This window comes from Campylobacter sp. CNRCH_2014_2452 (genome assembly GCF_025772865.1).
Taxonomy (GTDB): Bacteria; Campylobacterota; Campylobacteria; order Campylobacterales; family Campylobacteraceae; genus Campylobacter_D; species Campylobacter_D lari_D.
In genome coordinates, this window is sequence record NZ_JAKMSX010000005.1 from 135,014 (window position 1) to 151,804 (window position 16,791).

The window sequence follows — 16,791 nt, forward strand, 5'->3', positions numbered from 1 at the left end:
AGTAATTTTTAAAAAACTTTACAAAATTTTTACAAATGTCTTTTTGAAAAGTTATAGCAATTTTAATTTATTATGTTATAATAAATCATCATTGCATAGCGAGAAGTCGTCTAGCCGTTTATTTTTAGATTGACATCTCGTTATGTATAGTAGGACTTTTATGAATAATTTTAGTGAAGATATAAATTTTTCTGTTATACAGCCTAGAAAAACTGCTGTTTTGGTAGATTTATCCTTTTTTATAGAAAGATATAACACTTTAAAACATATCAAAGATATGACTCCTGAAGAATTAGCTAAAAGATTAAAAGATTATGTGTTTGAGTCTGTTAAAAGAAATAGAGATTATTTATATAGAGTTTATGTTTATGACTGCGAACCATTAAATAAAAATGTTCCAATACCGCCCATAGAAAAAACAGATAAATCATTAAATCTTGGAAAAACCGATACTTTTAAATTTAGAACTAGATTATTAGATTGTTTAAGACAGCAACCATATTTTGCTGTAAGATTGGGCGAGATTGATGAAAATAACTTCCAATGGAAAATCAAAAATTATGATAAATTTAAACAGCTTTTATATAAAGAGATAGAAATCGATAGTTTAACTGAGGATGATTTTGTTTTAGATATTAGGCAAAAAGGTGTTGATATGAAAATAGGACTAGATATTGCTACTTTATCTATAAAAAAGCAAATTGAAAAAATCATTCTTATCACTGCAGATAGCGATTTTATACCGGCTATAAAACACGCAAGAAAAGAAGGGGTTATTGTTCAGTTAGATCCTATGAGAGTTCCAAATTCTCAAATCAAAAAAGGTTTATTAGAGCATATAGATATTCTTTCATCAGTCTTTAAAAATACTAGCAATTCTTAATTACACAATTCACATTATAAATTTATACAAGTTTTAGAAATATTTACATTTTTGGAACACTTATTGCTTTGTCTTGGCTAAGCAATAGTAGATTGTGAAGTAATCACAAAGCAATATTTTTTAAAGGATTTAATTATGATGAGATCTCTTTGGGCTGGGGTTTCAGGACTCCAAGCACACCAATACGCAATGGATGTAGAAGGTAATAACATAGCCAATGTTAATACATTTGGTTTTAAATATTCTCGTGCGGATTTCTCAACGCTTATGAGTCAAACTTCTAAGATAGCTACAGCTCCAGATGGCAACCTAGGTGGTAAAAACCCTATGCAAGTTGGACTTGGTGCAGGTGTAAATTCTACTACTAGAATTCACTCTCAAGGTAATATCCAAACTACAGATAAAAACACCGATATGGCTATCAATGGTGATGGATTTTTCATCGTTTCAAATGATGGTGGCACTACGCAGTTTTTTACCCGTGCAGGGGACTTTAAAACAGACGCAGTAGGAAATTTCGTAGATAATAATGGCTACACCGTTCAAGGTTGGAATTATAATCAAGAAACGGGTCAAATTGACTCTTCAACTTCAGTGCAAGATATAGTTATCCCACCTGGTATGAGTATGCCTGCTAGGCCAAGTACTTCAGTAAGCCTTACAGCAAATTTAGATAGTGGTAATACTTTAGGTATGAATGCTTCTGCTAAGCGTCCTATCTATGCTCTTGATTCTACTCATGGTATGAGAAATGATACAGGAACAGTAATAGATGAAAATGATACTGGTCATACTGAGTTTTATACTACTTCTAAAAGTGGAGCCCAAGTAACCGAAAAAGGTGTGGATATGGGTGTAGTGTTTAACGCTCAAGGTGAGGGTTTAAACCTAAGAGATGGGCAAGGTATATGGGTGAGTTATGCAGATGCTAAGTGGACTAGTAATACAGTACTTAATACGGATATTCCTGCAAGTCAAGCAGATATACAGGCAAACACTCAATATACTTTTTGGGGTTATACTAATACTAATGGAACTCAAGTTCCTGCTACTTTAGATATTACTATCAATGGAGTACATATTACTGCTACAGGTGTTGGTAAAGAAACCTTCTTAAATGCTATTAATGCTAAAACAGCTGAGACGGGTGTAGTAGCTTCTATAGTAGACGGTAGAATGACTTTTACCAATGATAATAGCACGGGAACCACAGCAAAATCTAAAAATATTAATATTACTATAGATCAAACTAGAAATACAGTTGGACAGAGTGTATCTTTTACTGGAGCAGAATTGCAGAATGCTAATTTAACAAAAGCTCCTAGAGCTGGTGCTACTATTTTGGGTGGACAAGGTATAGCGCGCCCTATTAGTGTAATCACAGCACATGAATATATTTATAGTTCTAATAATGTAGATATAGGAGCCAATCCTAACCCAAACGCAGCCAATCTACAAGATGCAAATATGCCCCAAGCAACAGGACAAAGGACTTTTCATACTACAGAGGACTTAAGAGAGCTTTTGCAAAGGGATGCAAGATGGGCTGTTGATTATGATGGCGATGGGAATTTAGAAAATTGGAATGCTAATAATAATCCTCCACCACAAGATGCAAATGCAAATGTAGAAGTAGTAGTAGAAAGTGATGGTAGATTTAAAATAACAAATCCAGCAGGTAATAATGCTAAGGATATGACTTTTAAAGTTACAGGTTTTTCAGATGAGGTAAATAAAATCGCTACCAATGATAAATTCACAGCTATGTTTAGTGCCTTAGATGGAAATTTCAACGCAGGTAATAATGAAAAATATTCTCAAGATATGTATTTATCAGCTCATACTGCTAGTATAGAAATCTTTGACTCATTAGGAACTAGACATGAGCTAACCGTGCAATTTACTAAACAAACTAAAACAGCAGATGGTGGGGCTGAATGGTCTATCATCATTTCAGTGCCTGAACCTGCAGAGATAAATTTTAGTGGTGATGGTGCTCCGGGAAATATAGTAGTAGGAAATTTAAGATTTGGTAATGATGGTTCGCTTCAAAGCTATACACCAAATGTATTAAATTTCACCGGAAATAACGGCTCAAAACCTGATCAAGTTATAAAACTTGACTTTGGAACAACAGGTGGTTTTGATGGTTTAACAAGCTATGATAAAGACTCATCTACTACTAAACAAGAAACAGATGGTTACACAGGGGGTAATCTAAAGCCAGATGCATTAAGAACTGATGAGAATGGTTATATCTATGGAGAATTTACAAATGGTAAAACTCTAGCTCTAGCTAAGGTTGCTCTAGCTACTTTCCCAAATAATATGGGTCTTGAAGAAATGGGTAATAACCTTTATAAAGCGACAGCAAACTCAGGAACAGCTACCATAGGCCATGCGGGCGAAGGCGGTAGAGGGGGCTTAAAAGGCTCAGCTATAGAAATGTCGAATGTGGATTTAAGTCGTGCATTAACAGAGCTTATCGTAATCCAAAGGGGTTATCAAGCAAACTCAAAAACGATTACCACAAGTGATCAGCTTTTAAATACTTTGCTTCAATTAAAACAATAATCTTAACCCAAGGTTTTAAAAACCTTGGGATCAAGCTTTACAAGGTTATCGAGGTAGCCTTGTAATACTTGATAGCCTTGAAGCCTTCAATCTATTGCTAACTCACTTCTTTCTTGCCTTAAGGAGTGAGTAGCATGATTTGCATATCGACAAGTTAAAATAAAAATTTATAAAGCTAATCATCTATTAATAGTTTTGATCATTGCAAATTTAAAATATTTTGTTTTGCTATTATGATCAAAAATACTAAAATTATCAAGAAAAATATAAATATTGTTTATTGATATAAAGTTTTTTGAAAAAGGTTCGATATAGTCAGTGAATCTTTTCAAAAATATTGCTTAATTAAGCGTGAGAAATCACGCTTAACTTCTTTTTGATTTTATTTAACTTTCTTTTATTAATCAAACTTAGATAAGAAATCAAAGATAAAAATGTGCAAGTTCCTAAAATAAGTGATAAAAATATAGGTGTATTAGCATTTAAAAGACTTACTAAAAATGCCATTACTCCTGCCATAGCAAATTGTGCTGCACCTAAGAGTGCTGAAGAACTGCCTGCATTTTGTTTTGATCTTGCCATGGCTAAGGTTGTGGTATTTGGCAGGATAAAACCCAAACTTGCTATGATAAAACACAAAGGAATTTCAAAAGCCCAAAAACCTAGCTCAAAAGTTGCACCCAAAATGAGTAAAAAAGTTAAAAAAGTAATTACCATAAGCGCTCTAGGGAGTATATAATAAGGAGAAAATCTAAGGACTAATCTTGCATTGATATTTGCACATATAACAAAGCTTAGAGCATGAGCTCCAAAAAGGGCTGCGTATTGTTGCTCGCTTAATCCAAAAACGCGTGTAAAAACAAAAGATGAGCCGGTTAAATAAGCAAAAAAACCTGCAAATATTAAATTTCCACAAAGCAAATATACTACAAAACGGCGATCTTTTAAAACTTTTTTGTAACTTTTTGTAACCTCTTTGTGATTGAATTTTTTTCCTTTGGTGTTGTGATTGCTTTCTTTTAGAACAAAAATAACAAGCAAAAATAAAATAAAGCCTAAGATAAACAATGTTAAAAATATACTACGCCAAGAAAAAAATTCAAGTAAAATTCCACCAAAAGTAGGAGAAAGCATAGGCGCTAAAGAAGTAAAAACCATCATTAAAGCATAAACTCCTGCTGCTTCTTTAAGCTCAAAAACATCATTTACTATAGCTCTTGCTACGACTACACCCACGCAACCTCCTAAAGCTTCAAAAAAACGCAAAGCTATAAAAGCATGAATGGAATCAACTAAAACACAAGCAATACTTGAAGAAATAAAAATAAAAAGTCCTATGTATAAAGGTTTTTTTCTGCCATATACATCACTTAATGGTCCATATAAAAGCTGACCTAAAGAAAAGGCGATGAAAAAACTTGCAAGAGAAAGTTGAGTGTAAAAAGAATTTGTTTGAAAGCTTTTTTCTACTTCATTTAAAGCAGGTAAATACATATCAGTTGAAAGTGGTGCTATGGCAGATAAAAAGCCTAGTATGATAATGAGTTTGAGTTTTTCAAAACCTTTTATTTGGGTGCGTTTTTGCATAAAATTTCCTAAAGTCTTTTTACCATTGTATAGCAAAAAGTCTAAAATAAACAATAATTTACATTTTTTAAAGGCAAATAAGATAAAATTAAACTAAAAATAATCAAGGAAAAATTATGAATATGCCTTTTAGTGATGAGGAATTAATCGAACCTGTAAAAGCCAGTCTAGCTAAAACTATGCATATTTTAGAAAATGATGGCGGAGGGCTTGATTTTTTGGGTGTGAAAAATGGTGTAGTTTATGTGAAACTAACCGGAGCTTGTCATGGCTGCCCAGCTAGTGGGACGACTTTGAAATATGGCTTGGAAAAACAACTTAAAATCGATATACATCCAGATATTACTATAGTAAATTTAGCAGGTGGGGAAAGCGAATTTGCAAAATTATAAAAAAATAGCCATAGAATGTTTTTACAAAAAAGATTTTAAAAATGCTAAGATGTATTTTTCTCTTGCTTATGAAAAGCGTAAAAATAAGAGACTTTTAACTTTTATTAATATTTGTGATTTGGCTTTAAAAAGCCCTGAAGAAGCTTTTGTTTTTTTTGAATTTTTTATGCAAAATTATAAAAATACTAAAGTAGATAAAGACTTAGAAAAACTCATTAATCTTAGCCAAAGTGTGCAGTTTGAAGAAGATAGCGAAGATTTTGAGGGCTTGAGTTATCAAGATTTTTTACTTAGCGAAGCAAAAGTTGGGTTTAAACAAGCTTTAGAAAATGTTATAATATCTAATAAACTTATTATTAACGATAAAGAAGATTTTGTGGATTTTTTAGAAAAGCTTTTAGAACATGGTTATAAAGATATGCTCGTAGCTTATATGGAAGATGTTTCAGCGCATTTTTATTCTAATTATAGATTTATTAAGCTTAGTGAGAAAATCAAGGAATTAAATTATGATAGTAAAGATTGAAAATACTTTCATTTGTGATAATTCTAATGAATGCGAAAAAGATTGTTTTTTCTTAAAAACTACTCAAAATGAAAAATTTCTTCATCAAGCTTTAGAAAAACAAGCAAAAGTTATTGGCATTGGCGAATGCAAGAAGCTTTTAAATATAGATGAAAGTATTAAAATCATAGGCATTACAGGCACAAATGGCAAGACAACTACTGCGGGGGCTATTTACTCTATCTTGCTTGATTTAGGTTATAAATGTGCTTTAATGGGAACTAGGGGTAGTTTTATAAATGATAAAAATATCACTCCAAAAGGCTTAACTACTGCTCCTATTTTACAAACCTTAGAGCTTTTATCTTTAGCAAGTAAGGAAAAATGTGAATTTTTGATTATGGAAGTAAGCTCGCATGCTTTGGTGCAAAATCGCATTGAAGGGCTTGAGTTTAAGGCTAAAATTTTTACTAATATCACTCAAGATCATTTAGATTTTCATGGAAACTTTCAAAACTATCAAGCGGCAAAAGAAAGTTTTTTTACCGATGAGTGTATGAAATTTATCAACAAAGATGCAAAAGCTATAAATTTTAATGTCAAAGGTGCTTTTACTTATGGAGTGGAAAATCCAAGTTATTATCACATTAAAGCTTATGCTTTAAAAAATGGCATTGAAGCTGTGGTAAATTTTGGTAAAGAAACTTTTATGATTGATTCTTCTTTGGTGGGGCTTTTTAATCTTTATAATCTTTTGGCTGCAAGTGCTTGTGTAAATGAACTTGTTAAGCCAAATTTAAAAGAGCTTGAAAAGGCCATTAGTAATTTTGGTGGCATTGAGGGTAGAATGCAAGTGGTTGCAAAAGATGTGATTGTAGATTTTGCCCATACGCCCGATGGCATAGAAAAAGTTTTAGATGCTTTAAAATATCGTGATTTGATTGTAGTTTTTGGAGCAGGGGGAGATAGAGATAAAACTAAGCGTCCGTTAATGGCTAAAGTTGCCAAACACTATGCTAAAAAACTCATCATCACAAGTGATAATCCGCGTTCAGAAGAGCCAATGGATATAATTAATGATATTTTAAATGGTATAGAAAAAGATGAGAGTGTTTTTGTAGAATGTGATAGAAAAGAAGCGATCAAAAAAGCATTAGAGTTTAAAACAAAAGATGATTTTGTAGTGATTTTGGGTAAGGGCGATGAGACTTATCAAGAAATCAAGGGTGTAAAATATCCTTTTAATGATAAAGAAGTAGTATTAGAGATATTAAAAGAAGGAAAATAAATGTTTGAAAATATGGATTTTTCTAAAATGGGCGAGCTTTTAACTAAGGCTCAAGAAAAAGCAAATGAATTAGAGCAAGAAGCTTTAAAAAAAGAATTTAGTGCAAAAAGCGGTGGTGGTTTAGTAAAAGTTAGTGCTAATGGAAAAGGTGAAATCATCGATATAAACATTGATGATTCTTTGTTAGAAGATAAAGAGTCTATGCAAATTTTACTAATAGCAGCGATTAATGATGTGATGAAAATGGTAGAACAAAATAAAAAATCAATGGCTAGTAATTTATTTAGCGGAATGGGAATGCTATGAGAATTTTACTTTGTATTTTGGGTGTAGTTTGCACACTTTTTGCTGTGCCAAGACCGACTTTTAATGATTTTTTGGGTTGTTATGAAAAAAATAAAGCTAGTATGTTGATTTATGAGGGCTTACCTGCCTTTGCTTTAAATGAAAATACTTTAGCAGTAGTTAAAACTAAAAACGCGAAATTAAACAGCTATACTAAATATGATCCCTTTTTAAATTTGTATTTAGTAAAAACAGATTTTAGTTTAATTCCTGCACCTATGGGAAATGAAGAAGATTTAACACGCAATAGTTGGGTGGGAATTTTAGATAGCAATAAAAGCTATATAGGACATTTGAAGTATTTTGGGCAAAGTTTGACAGAGCGTGATCAACTTGACTTTGCTTCTAAAATCGGAGAACTTAACTCGCCGTGTTGTAAAATGCTTGGTATAAGTTTAGAAGATGGCAAACTTATAGGTAATCGTTATTTAAAACACTTTGCAAAATATCCTGATGCTTATTGGGGTGATATAGGTGTGGATTTTGATATGCGTGATGGCAAAATTTATGTTAAAAATGTGCGTAAAAATGGACAATTTTTACTTAATGATGAGCTTGTGAGTGTTGATGGACAAGCTTATGATGATTTAAGAAAACTAAATGAAAAAATTTTATTTGCTGATCGCGGTGCAACTTTATACTTTAATGTATTAAGAGATAATAAAGATGTTAATATCTCCACTATGGTTTTTGATAAAGACTTGGGTGCATTTGCTAAGCCTAAAAAAGTGGTTCAAGCTAAGCCAAGTTCTTTTTATAGCAATCTAGGATTGCGCGTAGATATGAAAATGAATATTACAGAAGTTACTCCAAATTCTAAAGCGCAAATGGCTGGATTTTTAAAAGGGGATAAAATTTTAAGAATTAATAATCAAAAAATCAACAATTTTAATGAACTTCAAGCTGTTTTAGCTCAAGCTAATACTTTTGATATTCTAGTCTCAAGACAAGCAAGCAATATCCCTTCAGCGAAAAATAATGACTTTGAGCATTTTAATAAAGGATACTTTGACTTTTTTATAAGGCTAAATAAGTGATTTTAGAAAAATTCAAACAGCATTTAGAGCAAAATTTTCCTAAAACTCAAAGCTTTCATCCATTTTTTAATGAAGCTTTAAAATGGATGTTAGAAGCTGGTGGGAAGCATTTTAGAGCCCAACTGCTTTTGGGTATAGTTAATGCTAAAAATCCTGCTTTGTTTGAAAAGGCTTTAAATGCAGCTTTGGCTTTGGAATTTATCCACACTTACTCTTTAATACATGATGATTTACCCGCTATGGATGATGCTTCTTTGCGTAGAGGAAAGCAAACTTTACACAAAAAATATGATGAAACTACGGCTATTTTAGTGGGCGATGCTTTAAATACCCAAGCTTTTTTACTTCTTTCTAAGCTTAATTTAAAAGAAAATGTTAGATTAAAACTCATAGAAACTCTAGCCTTTAATGCAGGGCTTGGCGGTATGATTATCGGGCAAGCTATTGATTGTTATTTTGAAGATATGCCTTTAAATTTAGAGCAAGTTGAGTTTTTGCACATTCATAAAACTGCAAGATTGATTGCAGCGGCTTTAAAAATGGGTTGTGAAATTTGTGAGTTAGATGAAAAAGAATGCGAGCAAATTTATGAAATAGGGCTTTTGATAGGATTGGTTTTTCAAATCAAAGATGATATTATCGATGCGACTTTAGATACTCAAGAAGCAGGAAAGCCAACTCATAATGATTTGCATAAAAATTCTTTTGTTAAACTTTTAGGTTTAGAAGGTGCTAAAAAGGCAAAAGATGATAAAATTGCTTTATGTGAAGAAAAAATGAAAAATTTAGACTCTAAGCTTGCTAATGAGCTTCAAATTTTGATTGATAAATATTTAAAAGGTTAAACAATGTTACAAAAACAAGCCAACACTATAAGATTTTTATGTGCGGATATGGTGCAAAAAGCAAATTCAGGCCACCCAGGTGCTCCAATGGGTTTAGCAGATATTATAAGTGTTTTAAGTACTCATTTAGTGCATAATCCAAAAGATCCTACATGGTTAAACCGCGATAGATTAGTCTTTTCAGGTGGTCATGCTAGTGCTTTGCTTTATAGCTTTTTACATTTGAGCGGTTATGATGTAAGTTTAGAAGATTTAAAAAATTTCCGTCAATTACACTCTAAAACCCCAGGTCATCCTGAAATTTTCACTCCAGGTGTTGAAATTGCCACAGGACCTTTAGGACAAGGCATTGCAAATGCGGTTGGTTTTGCTATGGCAGCTAAAAAAGCAAGTTTGCTTTTGGGTGAGGATATTATCAATCATAAAGTATATTGTTTATGCGGTGATGGAGATTTACAAGAAGGAATTTCTTATGAGGCTTGTTCTTTAGCAGGTGTGCATAATCTTGATAATTTAATCATCATTTATGATAGCAATAATATTTCAATTGAAGGTGATGTGACTATTGCTTTTAATGAAAATGTAAAAGAGCGTTTTAGAGCGCAAAATTTTGAAGTACTTGAGATAGATGGGCATGATTTTGAGCAAATTGATTTAGCATTAAAAACTGCTAAAGAAAGCAAAAAACCTTGTTTAATTATCGCTCATACTACCATAGCTAAAGGAGCTTTAGATCTTGAGGGAAGTCATCATTCTCACGGAGCACCTTTGGGCGAAGAGCTTATAAAAAAGGCAAAAGAGGCTTTAGGTTTTGATCCACAAAAAACTTTTGAAATCCCAGAAGAAGTTAAAATTCGCTTTAGTGGGGCAATAGAACTTGGGGATTTAGCACAAGCTAAATGGAATCAAAAAGTGCAAAATTTAAATGCAGAGAAGCAAGCATTGCTAAAAGAGCTTTTAGAGCCTGATTTTTCAAAAATACAATTTCCTGATTTTAAAGGACAAGATTTAGCTACTAGAGATAGTAATGGTGTGATTTTAAATGCTATTGCTAAAGCCTTACCGGGATTTTTAGGTGGTAGTGCAGATTTAGGTCCATCAAATAAAACTGAACTCAAAGATATGGGCGATTTTCCAAATGGAAAAAATATCCACTATGGTATAAGAGAGCATGCAATGGCTGCTATATCAAATGCTTTTGCAAGATATGGTTTGTTTTTGCCTTATTGTGCTACCTTTTTTATATTTAGTGAGTATTTAAAACCTGCTGCAAGAATAGCAGCTTTGATGAGGGCTAAACACTTTTTCATCTTTACTCACGATAGTATAGGTGTGGGTGAAGATGGACCAACACACCAACCTATAGAGCAGCTTAGCACTTTTAGAGCTATGCCAAATTCATTGACATTTAGAGTAGCTGATGGGGTTGAAAATGTAAAAGCATGGCAGATTGCACTTAAAACTAATATGCCAAGTGTTTTTGTTTTATCGCGTCAAAAATTAAGTGCTTTAAGCGAGCCTGTTTTTGGAGATGTGGAAAATGGGGCTTATTTATTAGAAGAAAACGCAAATGCGCAATTTACACTTTTAGCAAGTGGTAGTGAAGTGTCATTATGTGTAAAAACAGCTAAGATTTTAAAAGAAAAAGGTGTGATTGCTAATGTGGTTTCTATGCCTTGTTATGAGTTATTCATCGCTCAAGAAAAATCTTATAAAGAAAGAATTTTACAAGGTAAGGTTATAGGTGTTGAAGCTGCAAATTCAAACGAGCTTTATAGAATTTGTGATGAGCTTTATGGTATAGAAAGTTTTGGTGAGAGTGGTAAAGATAAAGATGTATTTGAGCATTTTGGATTTAGTGAGGAGAAATTAAGCTCATATATTTTAAGTCTATGTAATGAAAAATAAAATAATCAAAGATGTTAAAAATCAAGAATGTATTTTTAGCGTCTTTGGTATATGGGATAAAACAAGCGTAGGAAAATTGGAAAAATTAGATTTTCCTACTCAAAAAAATATTATTTTTGATTTTGCAAATTTAGATTTTATAGATACTGCTGGGATTAGGTATTTTCTAGCTTTAGAAAATGAATTTAAGCAAAAAGGTTTTGAGTTTAGTAGGATAAATCTTAAAAGTGAGCATGCTAAGCTTTTTGAACTTTGTCAAAAACACTACAAAAGCTTTTGTGATTCTTATGAAGCTAAAAAAACAATCAAAGATTTTTTTGAAAATTTAGGAAAGAAAGTTGCAAATTCTTTTACAATTTTAGTGCAGTTTTTAAATTTCATAGGACTTATTATTTATACTTGTTTTAAAACACTTTTAAACCCTAAAAAACTTCGCTTTAAGGCATTTTTATATCATGTAGAAAATAGCGCTATTAATGCTTTACCTATTATTATGCTAACTTCATTGCTTGTGGGTGTGGTGCTTGCTTATCAAGCTGCGTATCAACTTGCACAATTTGGAGCTAATATTTATATTGTCGATTTAATGGGAATTTCTGCCACTAGAGAGCTTGCACCATTAATTAGTGCTATTGTTATTGCAGGCAGGAGTGCAAGTTCTTATACAGCTCAAATTGGAGTAATGAAACTTACTGATGAAATTGATGCGATGAAAACTATGGGTTTTAAAGAAAGTGAATTTATCATTTTACCTAGAGTTTTAGCTTTAGCGCTTGCTATGCCTTTGGTAGTAATAGTAGCTGATATTTTAAGTATTATAGGTGGAATTGTAGTTGCTTGGTTTAGTTTAGAAATTAGTGCGAGTGAGTTTATGAGTCGTTTTAAAGAAGCAGTGGAGCTAAAACATATTATCATAGGACTTATAAAAGCACCTATTTTTGGATTTTTGATTGCTTCTATTGCTTGTTTTAGAGGATTTTTTGTACAAAAAACTACCGAAAGTATAGGTGTTTATACGACAAAAAGTGTGGTAAATGCTATTTTTTGGGTGATAGCTTTTGATGCGATTTTTTCTGTATTTTTAACAAAGGCTGGATTTTGATTATAAAGGCTAAAAATATCAGCACTTATTTTGGAAGTAAATGTGTACATGAAGATATTAGTTTTGAAGTGCATGATAATGAAATTTTTGGCATTTTAGGTGGCAGTGGTAGTGGTAAATCTGTGCTTTTAAGACAAATGTTAATGCTTGAGCATTTTGATAAGGGAGAGTATGAAATTTTAGGTAAGAGATTAAAAAATATAAGCGATGAAGATGCTTTGTTTTTGCAAAAACAATGGGGTGTTGTTTTTCAATATGGAGCATTATTTAGCTTTTTTAATATACTTGAAAACATTAGCATACCTTTGGTTGAATACACAAAACTTAGCAAAAACGACATTAAAGAAATAGCTATGATGAAGCTTAAGATGGTAGGGCTTGATGAGAGCGTGGCAAAGCTTTATCCTAGTGAGTTAAGTGGGGGTATGAAAAAAAGAGTGGCCATAGCTAGAGCTTTGGCACTTGATTCTAAATTACTTTTTTTAGATGAGCCAACTTCTGGGCTTGATCCTTATAGCTCAAGAGAATTTGATGAGTTGCTTTTGAGTTTAAAACAAAGCTTTAAATTATGTGTAGTCTTAATTACTCATGATAAAGAGAGTATGAAAAATGTTTTAAACCGCTTTTTGATTATAGAAGAAAAAAAAGTTGGTTTTTTAGGAAATGTCGAGGCTTTGCAAGAGCAAAATCCAAGACTTTATGAGAGGTTTATGCAATAATGGAAAACAAAGCAAATTATATTTTGATTGGAATTTTTGTTTGTGTGTTATTTTTTATCAGTTTGTTTTTTATAGTGTGGTATGGAAATTTAAAAGATGAAAAATCATTCAAATATTATGAAATTTATATGGAAGAATCAGTTGCAGGACTTAGTGTAAAAGCTCCAGTTAAATTTTTAGGAGTAGATGTTGGAAGTGTTGAAAATATCAGTATAGATAGCTCAAGTAAGCAACTAAGAGTAAAAATTTTAGTTAAGCTTGATTCTAGTTTGGTTGTTAAAACAGATACTTATGCAAGTTTGCAAATTCAAGGCATAACAGGATTTAAATTTATTCAGCTTGCAGGAGGTAGTGAGGAAGCTAGTGTTTTGAGAGCAGGTGATGATGTTTATCCTATTATAAAATCAAAAGAAAGTTTTTTTGCAAGCATAGATAAGCAAACTTCAAATTTATTAGAACTAATCACAAGTTCAAAAATAAAATTAGAAAAACTCTTAAGTGATAAAAATTTAAAAAACATAGAGCAAATTTTGCAAAATTCATCAGAATTTTCTGCACATTTAAATGCTAATGTACCAGCATTCTTAGCAAATTTAAATAAAACAAGCTCTAAACTTGGCAAAAGTGCAGATGAATTTTCAAATTTTTTAAACAATGCTAATGACCAATTTAATGAGCTTAATAAAAGTAGAATGCTTTTAAATGAAAATTTAGATATTTTAAGAGTTTTGTTTTTAGACTTTACGCAATTACTAAATATTTTAAAGCAAAATCCTTCAGATATAATTTATAAAGATAAGGCTACTCAATATGCTCCAGGAGAATAAAATGAGATATTTATATATTAGTTTAATAGCTATTTTTTTTAGTGCTTGCTCTTTGATTAATCCAAGTCAAACTTTACCTGCAAATAAATATTTTAGTATTAATTTAGAAAAGCTAGAGCAAAGTCAAAATAAAAAAAATGCAACTATTATAGTTTCCTTACCTAAAGGCTTAGCTTATACTAATGAAATTTTTTATAAAAAAGATTATACTATCAATACCTATGCCTATCATTTTTGGAAAGAAAATCCTGCTTTAATGATAAAATCTTTTTTGGAATTTCATTTGCAAGATTTGGGGGTATTTAAAGCAGTTTTAAATCAAGATAGTCTAGCTAGTGCTGATTATGTTTTAGAAAGTAAAGTGGATATTTTAGAGCAAGATTTTAGTGATGAGATGCATTCTAAAATAAAGTTTGGTATTAATTTAAATTTAGTGCAAATAAACACTAAAAAACTTATAGCGAGTAAGTACTTTTACTATGAAAAAGAATTAAATGATAATAATCCTCAAATTTTAATCCAAAACTATGATGAGGTTTTTTTGCTTTTTGCTAAAGATTTTAGAGTTTGGATAGATCAAAATTTGGAATAAAAAATGCTTTTCTTGTTATAGCAATAACAAGGAAGGTGTATTATGAGAGATGAATTAGAAATCTTACAAAAACATTTAGGACAAGTAGGTTCAAGTATAGATGGTGCGAATTTAAAACATCAAACGCAAAAATTTAGTGAAGATATTACTGATGCTAATGACTTTATAGGTGCTTTGCAAATTTTAGATTCTTCATTGAAAAAAATTTCAAAACTTCTAGAAGATAAAAACTATGAAGATGTGCAAGATAAAGTTTTAATTGCTAGTGAAAGTTTGAAAATAGTAGATAATTGCTCATTTTTAGGTAATGCTTTATTTGATAATAATTATAATGTAAATGTTGGTTCAAAGGCATTTGCTTTTGAAATTTATAATCCTTTAAAAATTTTAGAAACTAGTGATTATGAAGGTATGAAAGCTTATATAGTCGATAAAAGAGAAGAAATAGCTTCTATGCTTAGTGAGCTTGCAGTGGCTATTGCTACTTATAGTCCTAGTCAAAGTTTTGGCGGATCAAGCCATGATTTTATGGGTGATTTTGATTTTACTAAGCTTTTTAAATAACACTAAAGGCTAAAAAGCCTTTAGATTTTTATTTTATAACACCACATGCCATTCTAGCACCGCCACCGCCAAGTGCTGCAGGATGATCGCTGTGATTGTCTCCTCCAAAATGTATCATTAGAGCATGATTTTTAAGCTCATCAAGAGTTTTGATTTTTGGCGCTAATACAGGGTTAGTTGCTTTACCATCTTTTTCTACATAAAGTGGTGGTAAATCCCCTTTGTGACCTTTATCATCCCATGGGCTTGAGTGAGCATCTGTTTTTTCAGGATCCCAGTGTCCACCTGCTTTCATACCTAAACCTTTATCAGTTGCTCCACAATCAGCATTTGCATGAACATGAAAGCCATGAATTCCACTTTCTAAACCTTTAAGATTTGGATAAAATGCTACCCCATAAGGAGTTTGTACTGCTACAACTTCGCCTGCATCTTTATTAGCTTTTTTATCAAGAATTTCCATTTTGATAACTAAATGATCTTTTTGTGCTTTTGGATTAAAATTTTCTAAATTTGCTCCAAATAAAAAGCTTGATGCTAGTAAAGAACCTAGAATGATTTTTTTCATTTTTTCTCCTTTTTTAATTGAAATTAATTATATTGTAACATAAATTCTTAATAAAAAATATTTTTTATTGTATTATATAAATAATCAAAAAACTTATAAAAAGGTATATATGTTAATTTTTCCAAAAGATCTTGAAAAAATCAGTCAAAATGTTTTAAAAAATACTTTTTTTTCTTTATGTTGGTATCAAAAAGATTTTTCAAATGATAAAAATCAAGAAGTTGTATTTAAAGATTATGCTTTAGTATTTATTTTAAAAGGTTCTAAAAGTATTTATACTATGGATAATCAGTTTAATGTAAAAAAAGATGAGCTTGTGTTTTTTACAAAAAATTCTTTTTCCATTAGAGATTATTTAAATGATGAAAATATATATGAATCTATTATTTTGTGTTTTAAGGAAAGTATTTTAATAGAACTTATTTTTAAATATCAAGAATTAATTTGTAAATTAGATTCTCCAAAATATGCTAAAAGCTTATTTAGCTTAAAAACTAATCTGATAACTAAAGGTATTTTCGAGTCTTTCTTACCTTGTATAAATGAATTTAATGAGAAAAATGAATATCTGCTTAGATTAAAATTTGAAGAATTGTTTTTGTCTTTATTATATAGTGAAGATAATGCAGAGTTTTTAGCTTTTTTAAAAGCCATTTTAAGTGGTTTTAAATTAGAGCTTTATAAGATGTTTGCATATTGTCAAAATGACTTTGAAAGTGTAGCTTCTATGGCCAAATTTAGTAAAATGGATATAGCAAGTTTTAGTCGTAATTTTAAACAAAGTTTTGGTATTACTCCTAAAGAATGGCTTGATAACAAGCGTTTTGAAAGAGCTAAATTTTTACTTGAATTTTCTACGAAAAATATCACTCAAATTTGCTATGAACTTGGATTTAATTCTCCTGCTTGGTTTATAGCAAGATATAAAAAAAGATATGGCATTACCCCAAAACAAGAACAAAAGTCAAAAAACTTATATTTTTTATCTTAAAAATGATAGATTTTATTTTGGTTTTTTATTAGAATTTGTTAATAAAATTTAAGAAAGGTAACAA

At 31.0% G+C, this 16,791-nt stretch carries 17 protein-coding genes; 15 read left to right on the forward strand and 2 right to left on the reverse strand.

The annotated features are described in order from the left end of the window. The first annotated feature begins 277 nt into the window (after nt 1–277). Nucleotides 278–883 carry an NYN domain-containing protein gene (locus tag L8X38_RS04875; protein WP_318529584.1) on the forward strand — a complete coding sequence of 202 codons (606 nt, stop codon included), beginning with the start codon at nt 278–280 and terminating at the stop codon, nt 881–883. Nucleotides 884–1,018: 135 nt separating this feature from the next. Continuing rightward, a complete protein-coding gene (gene flgE, locus L8X38_RS04880; RefSeq protein ID WP_263661443.1) occupies nt 1,019–3,457 on the forward strand; it encodes a flagellar hook protein FlgE in 2,439 nt (812 codons plus the stop codon). 345 nt (nt 3,458–3,802) lie between these two features. Here the strand turns inward: flgE and L8X38_RS04885 are convergent, their stop codons facing one another. After that, nucleotides 3,803–5,044, reverse strand: a complete 1,242-nt coding sequence (locus tag L8X38_RS04885) for a multidrug effflux MFS transporter (protein WP_263661444.1) — start codon at nt 5,042–5,044, stop codon at nt 3,803–3,805. Nucleotides 5,045–5,166: 122 nt separating this feature from the next. Between L8X38_RS04885 and L8X38_RS04890 the strand changes: the two genes are divergently transcribed. The 12 genes from L8X38_RS04890 to L8X38_RS04945 are packed head-to-tail and all read left to right on the forward strand — an operon-like array spanning nt 5,167 to nt 15,168. Then, nucleotides 5,167–5,436 carry an iron-sulfur cluster biogenesis protein NfuA gene (locus L8X38_RS04890; RefSeq protein WP_039619526.1) on the forward strand — a complete coding sequence of 90 codons (270 nt, stop codon included), beginning with the start codon at nt 5,167–5,169 and terminating at the stop codon, nt 5,434–5,436. Continuing rightward, complete coding sequence (locus L8X38_RS04895) at nt 5,423–5,962, forward strand: histidine kinase (protein ID WP_133319159.1); 540 nt, start codon at nt 5,423–5,425, stop codon at nt 5,960–5,962. The genes L8X38_RS04890 and L8X38_RS04895 overlap by 14 nt, the downstream gene beginning before the upstream one ends. After that, a complete protein-coding gene (locus L8X38_RS04900; RefSeq protein WP_263661445.1) occupies nt 5,946–7,229 on the forward strand; it encodes a UDP-N-acetylmuramoyl-L-alanyl-D-glutamate--2,6-diaminopimelate ligase in 1,284 nt (427 codons plus the stop codon). The genes L8X38_RS04895 and L8X38_RS04900 overlap by 17 nt, the downstream gene beginning before the upstream one ends. Next, complete coding sequence (locus L8X38_RS04905; RefSeq protein WP_039667857.1) at nt 7,230–7,535, forward strand: YbaB/EbfC family nucleoid-associated protein; 306 nt, start codon at nt 7,230–7,232, stop codon at nt 7,533–7,535. It abuts the gene before it with no gap. Then, nucleotides 7,532–8,611 (forward strand): PDZ domain-containing protein, encoded by a 1,080-nt coding sequence (locus tag L8X38_RS04910; protein ID WP_220567026.1) that lies wholly within the window; start codon nt 7,532–7,534, stop codon nt 8,609–8,611. The genes L8X38_RS04905 and L8X38_RS04910 overlap by 4 nt, the downstream gene beginning before the upstream one ends. Beyond that, nucleotides 8,611–9,456: a polyprenyl synthetase family protein gene (locus L8X38_RS04915; protein ID WP_263661464.1), complete on the forward strand. Its 846-nt coding sequence runs from the start codon at nt 8,611–8,613 to the stop codon at nt 9,454–9,456. The genes L8X38_RS04910 and L8X38_RS04915 overlap by 1 nt, the downstream gene beginning before the upstream one ends. Before the next feature lie 3 nt (nt 9,457–9,459). Then, nucleotides 9,460–11,364: a transketolase gene (tkt, locus tag L8X38_RS04920; RefSeq protein ID WP_263661446.1), complete on the forward strand. Its 1,905-nt coding sequence runs from the start codon at nt 9,460–9,462 to the stop codon at nt 11,362–11,364. Between the two features lies 1 nt (nt 11,365). Then, nucleotides 11,366–12,466 carry an MlaE family lipid ABC transporter permease subunit gene (locus tag L8X38_RS04925; protein WP_412175442.1) on the forward strand — a complete coding sequence of 367 codons (1,101 nt, stop codon included), beginning with the start codon at nt 11,366–11,368 and terminating at the stop codon, nt 12,464–12,466. After that, a complete protein-coding gene (locus L8X38_RS04930; RefSeq protein ID WP_263661448.1) occupies nt 12,463–13,185 on the forward strand; it encodes an ABC transporter ATP-binding protein in 723 nt (240 codons plus the stop codon). The genes L8X38_RS04925 and L8X38_RS04930 overlap by 4 nt, the downstream gene beginning before the upstream one ends. Beyond that, nucleotides 13,185–14,012 (forward strand): MlaD family protein, encoded by an 828-nt coding sequence (locus L8X38_RS04935; protein ID WP_263661449.1) that lies wholly within the window; start codon nt 13,185–13,187, stop codon nt 14,010–14,012. The genes L8X38_RS04930 and L8X38_RS04935 overlap by 1 nt, the downstream gene beginning before the upstream one ends. 1 nt (nt 14,013) lies before the next feature. Then, complete coding sequence (locus L8X38_RS04940) at nt 14,014–14,604, forward strand: hypothetical protein (protein ID WP_263661450.1); 591 nt, start codon at nt 14,014–14,016, stop codon at nt 14,602–14,604. Between the two features lie 42 nt (nt 14,605–14,646). Beyond that, a complete protein-coding gene (locus tag L8X38_RS04945) occupies nt 14,647–15,168 on the forward strand; it encodes a flagellar FLiS export co-chaperone (protein WP_133319168.1) in 522 nt (173 codons plus the stop codon). 28 nt (nt 15,169–15,196) lie between these two features. On the opposite strand, the gene L8X38_RS04950 is transcribed toward L8X38_RS04945, so the two are convergent. Then, nucleotides 15,197–15,736 (reverse strand): superoxide dismutase family protein, encoded by a 540-nt coding sequence (locus tag L8X38_RS04950; protein ID WP_133319169.1) that lies wholly within the window; start codon nt 15,734–15,736, stop codon nt 15,197–15,199. 109 nt (nt 15,737–15,845) lie between these two features. Here L8X38_RS04950 and L8X38_RS04955 point away from each other — a divergent pair, with 109 nt between their 5' ends. Continuing rightward, nucleotides 15,846–16,727, forward strand: a complete 882-nt coding sequence (locus L8X38_RS04955; RefSeq protein ID WP_133319170.1) for a helix-turn-helix domain-containing protein — start codon at nt 15,846–15,848, stop codon at nt 16,725–16,727. Nucleotides 16,728–16,791 lie beyond the last annotated feature (64 nt).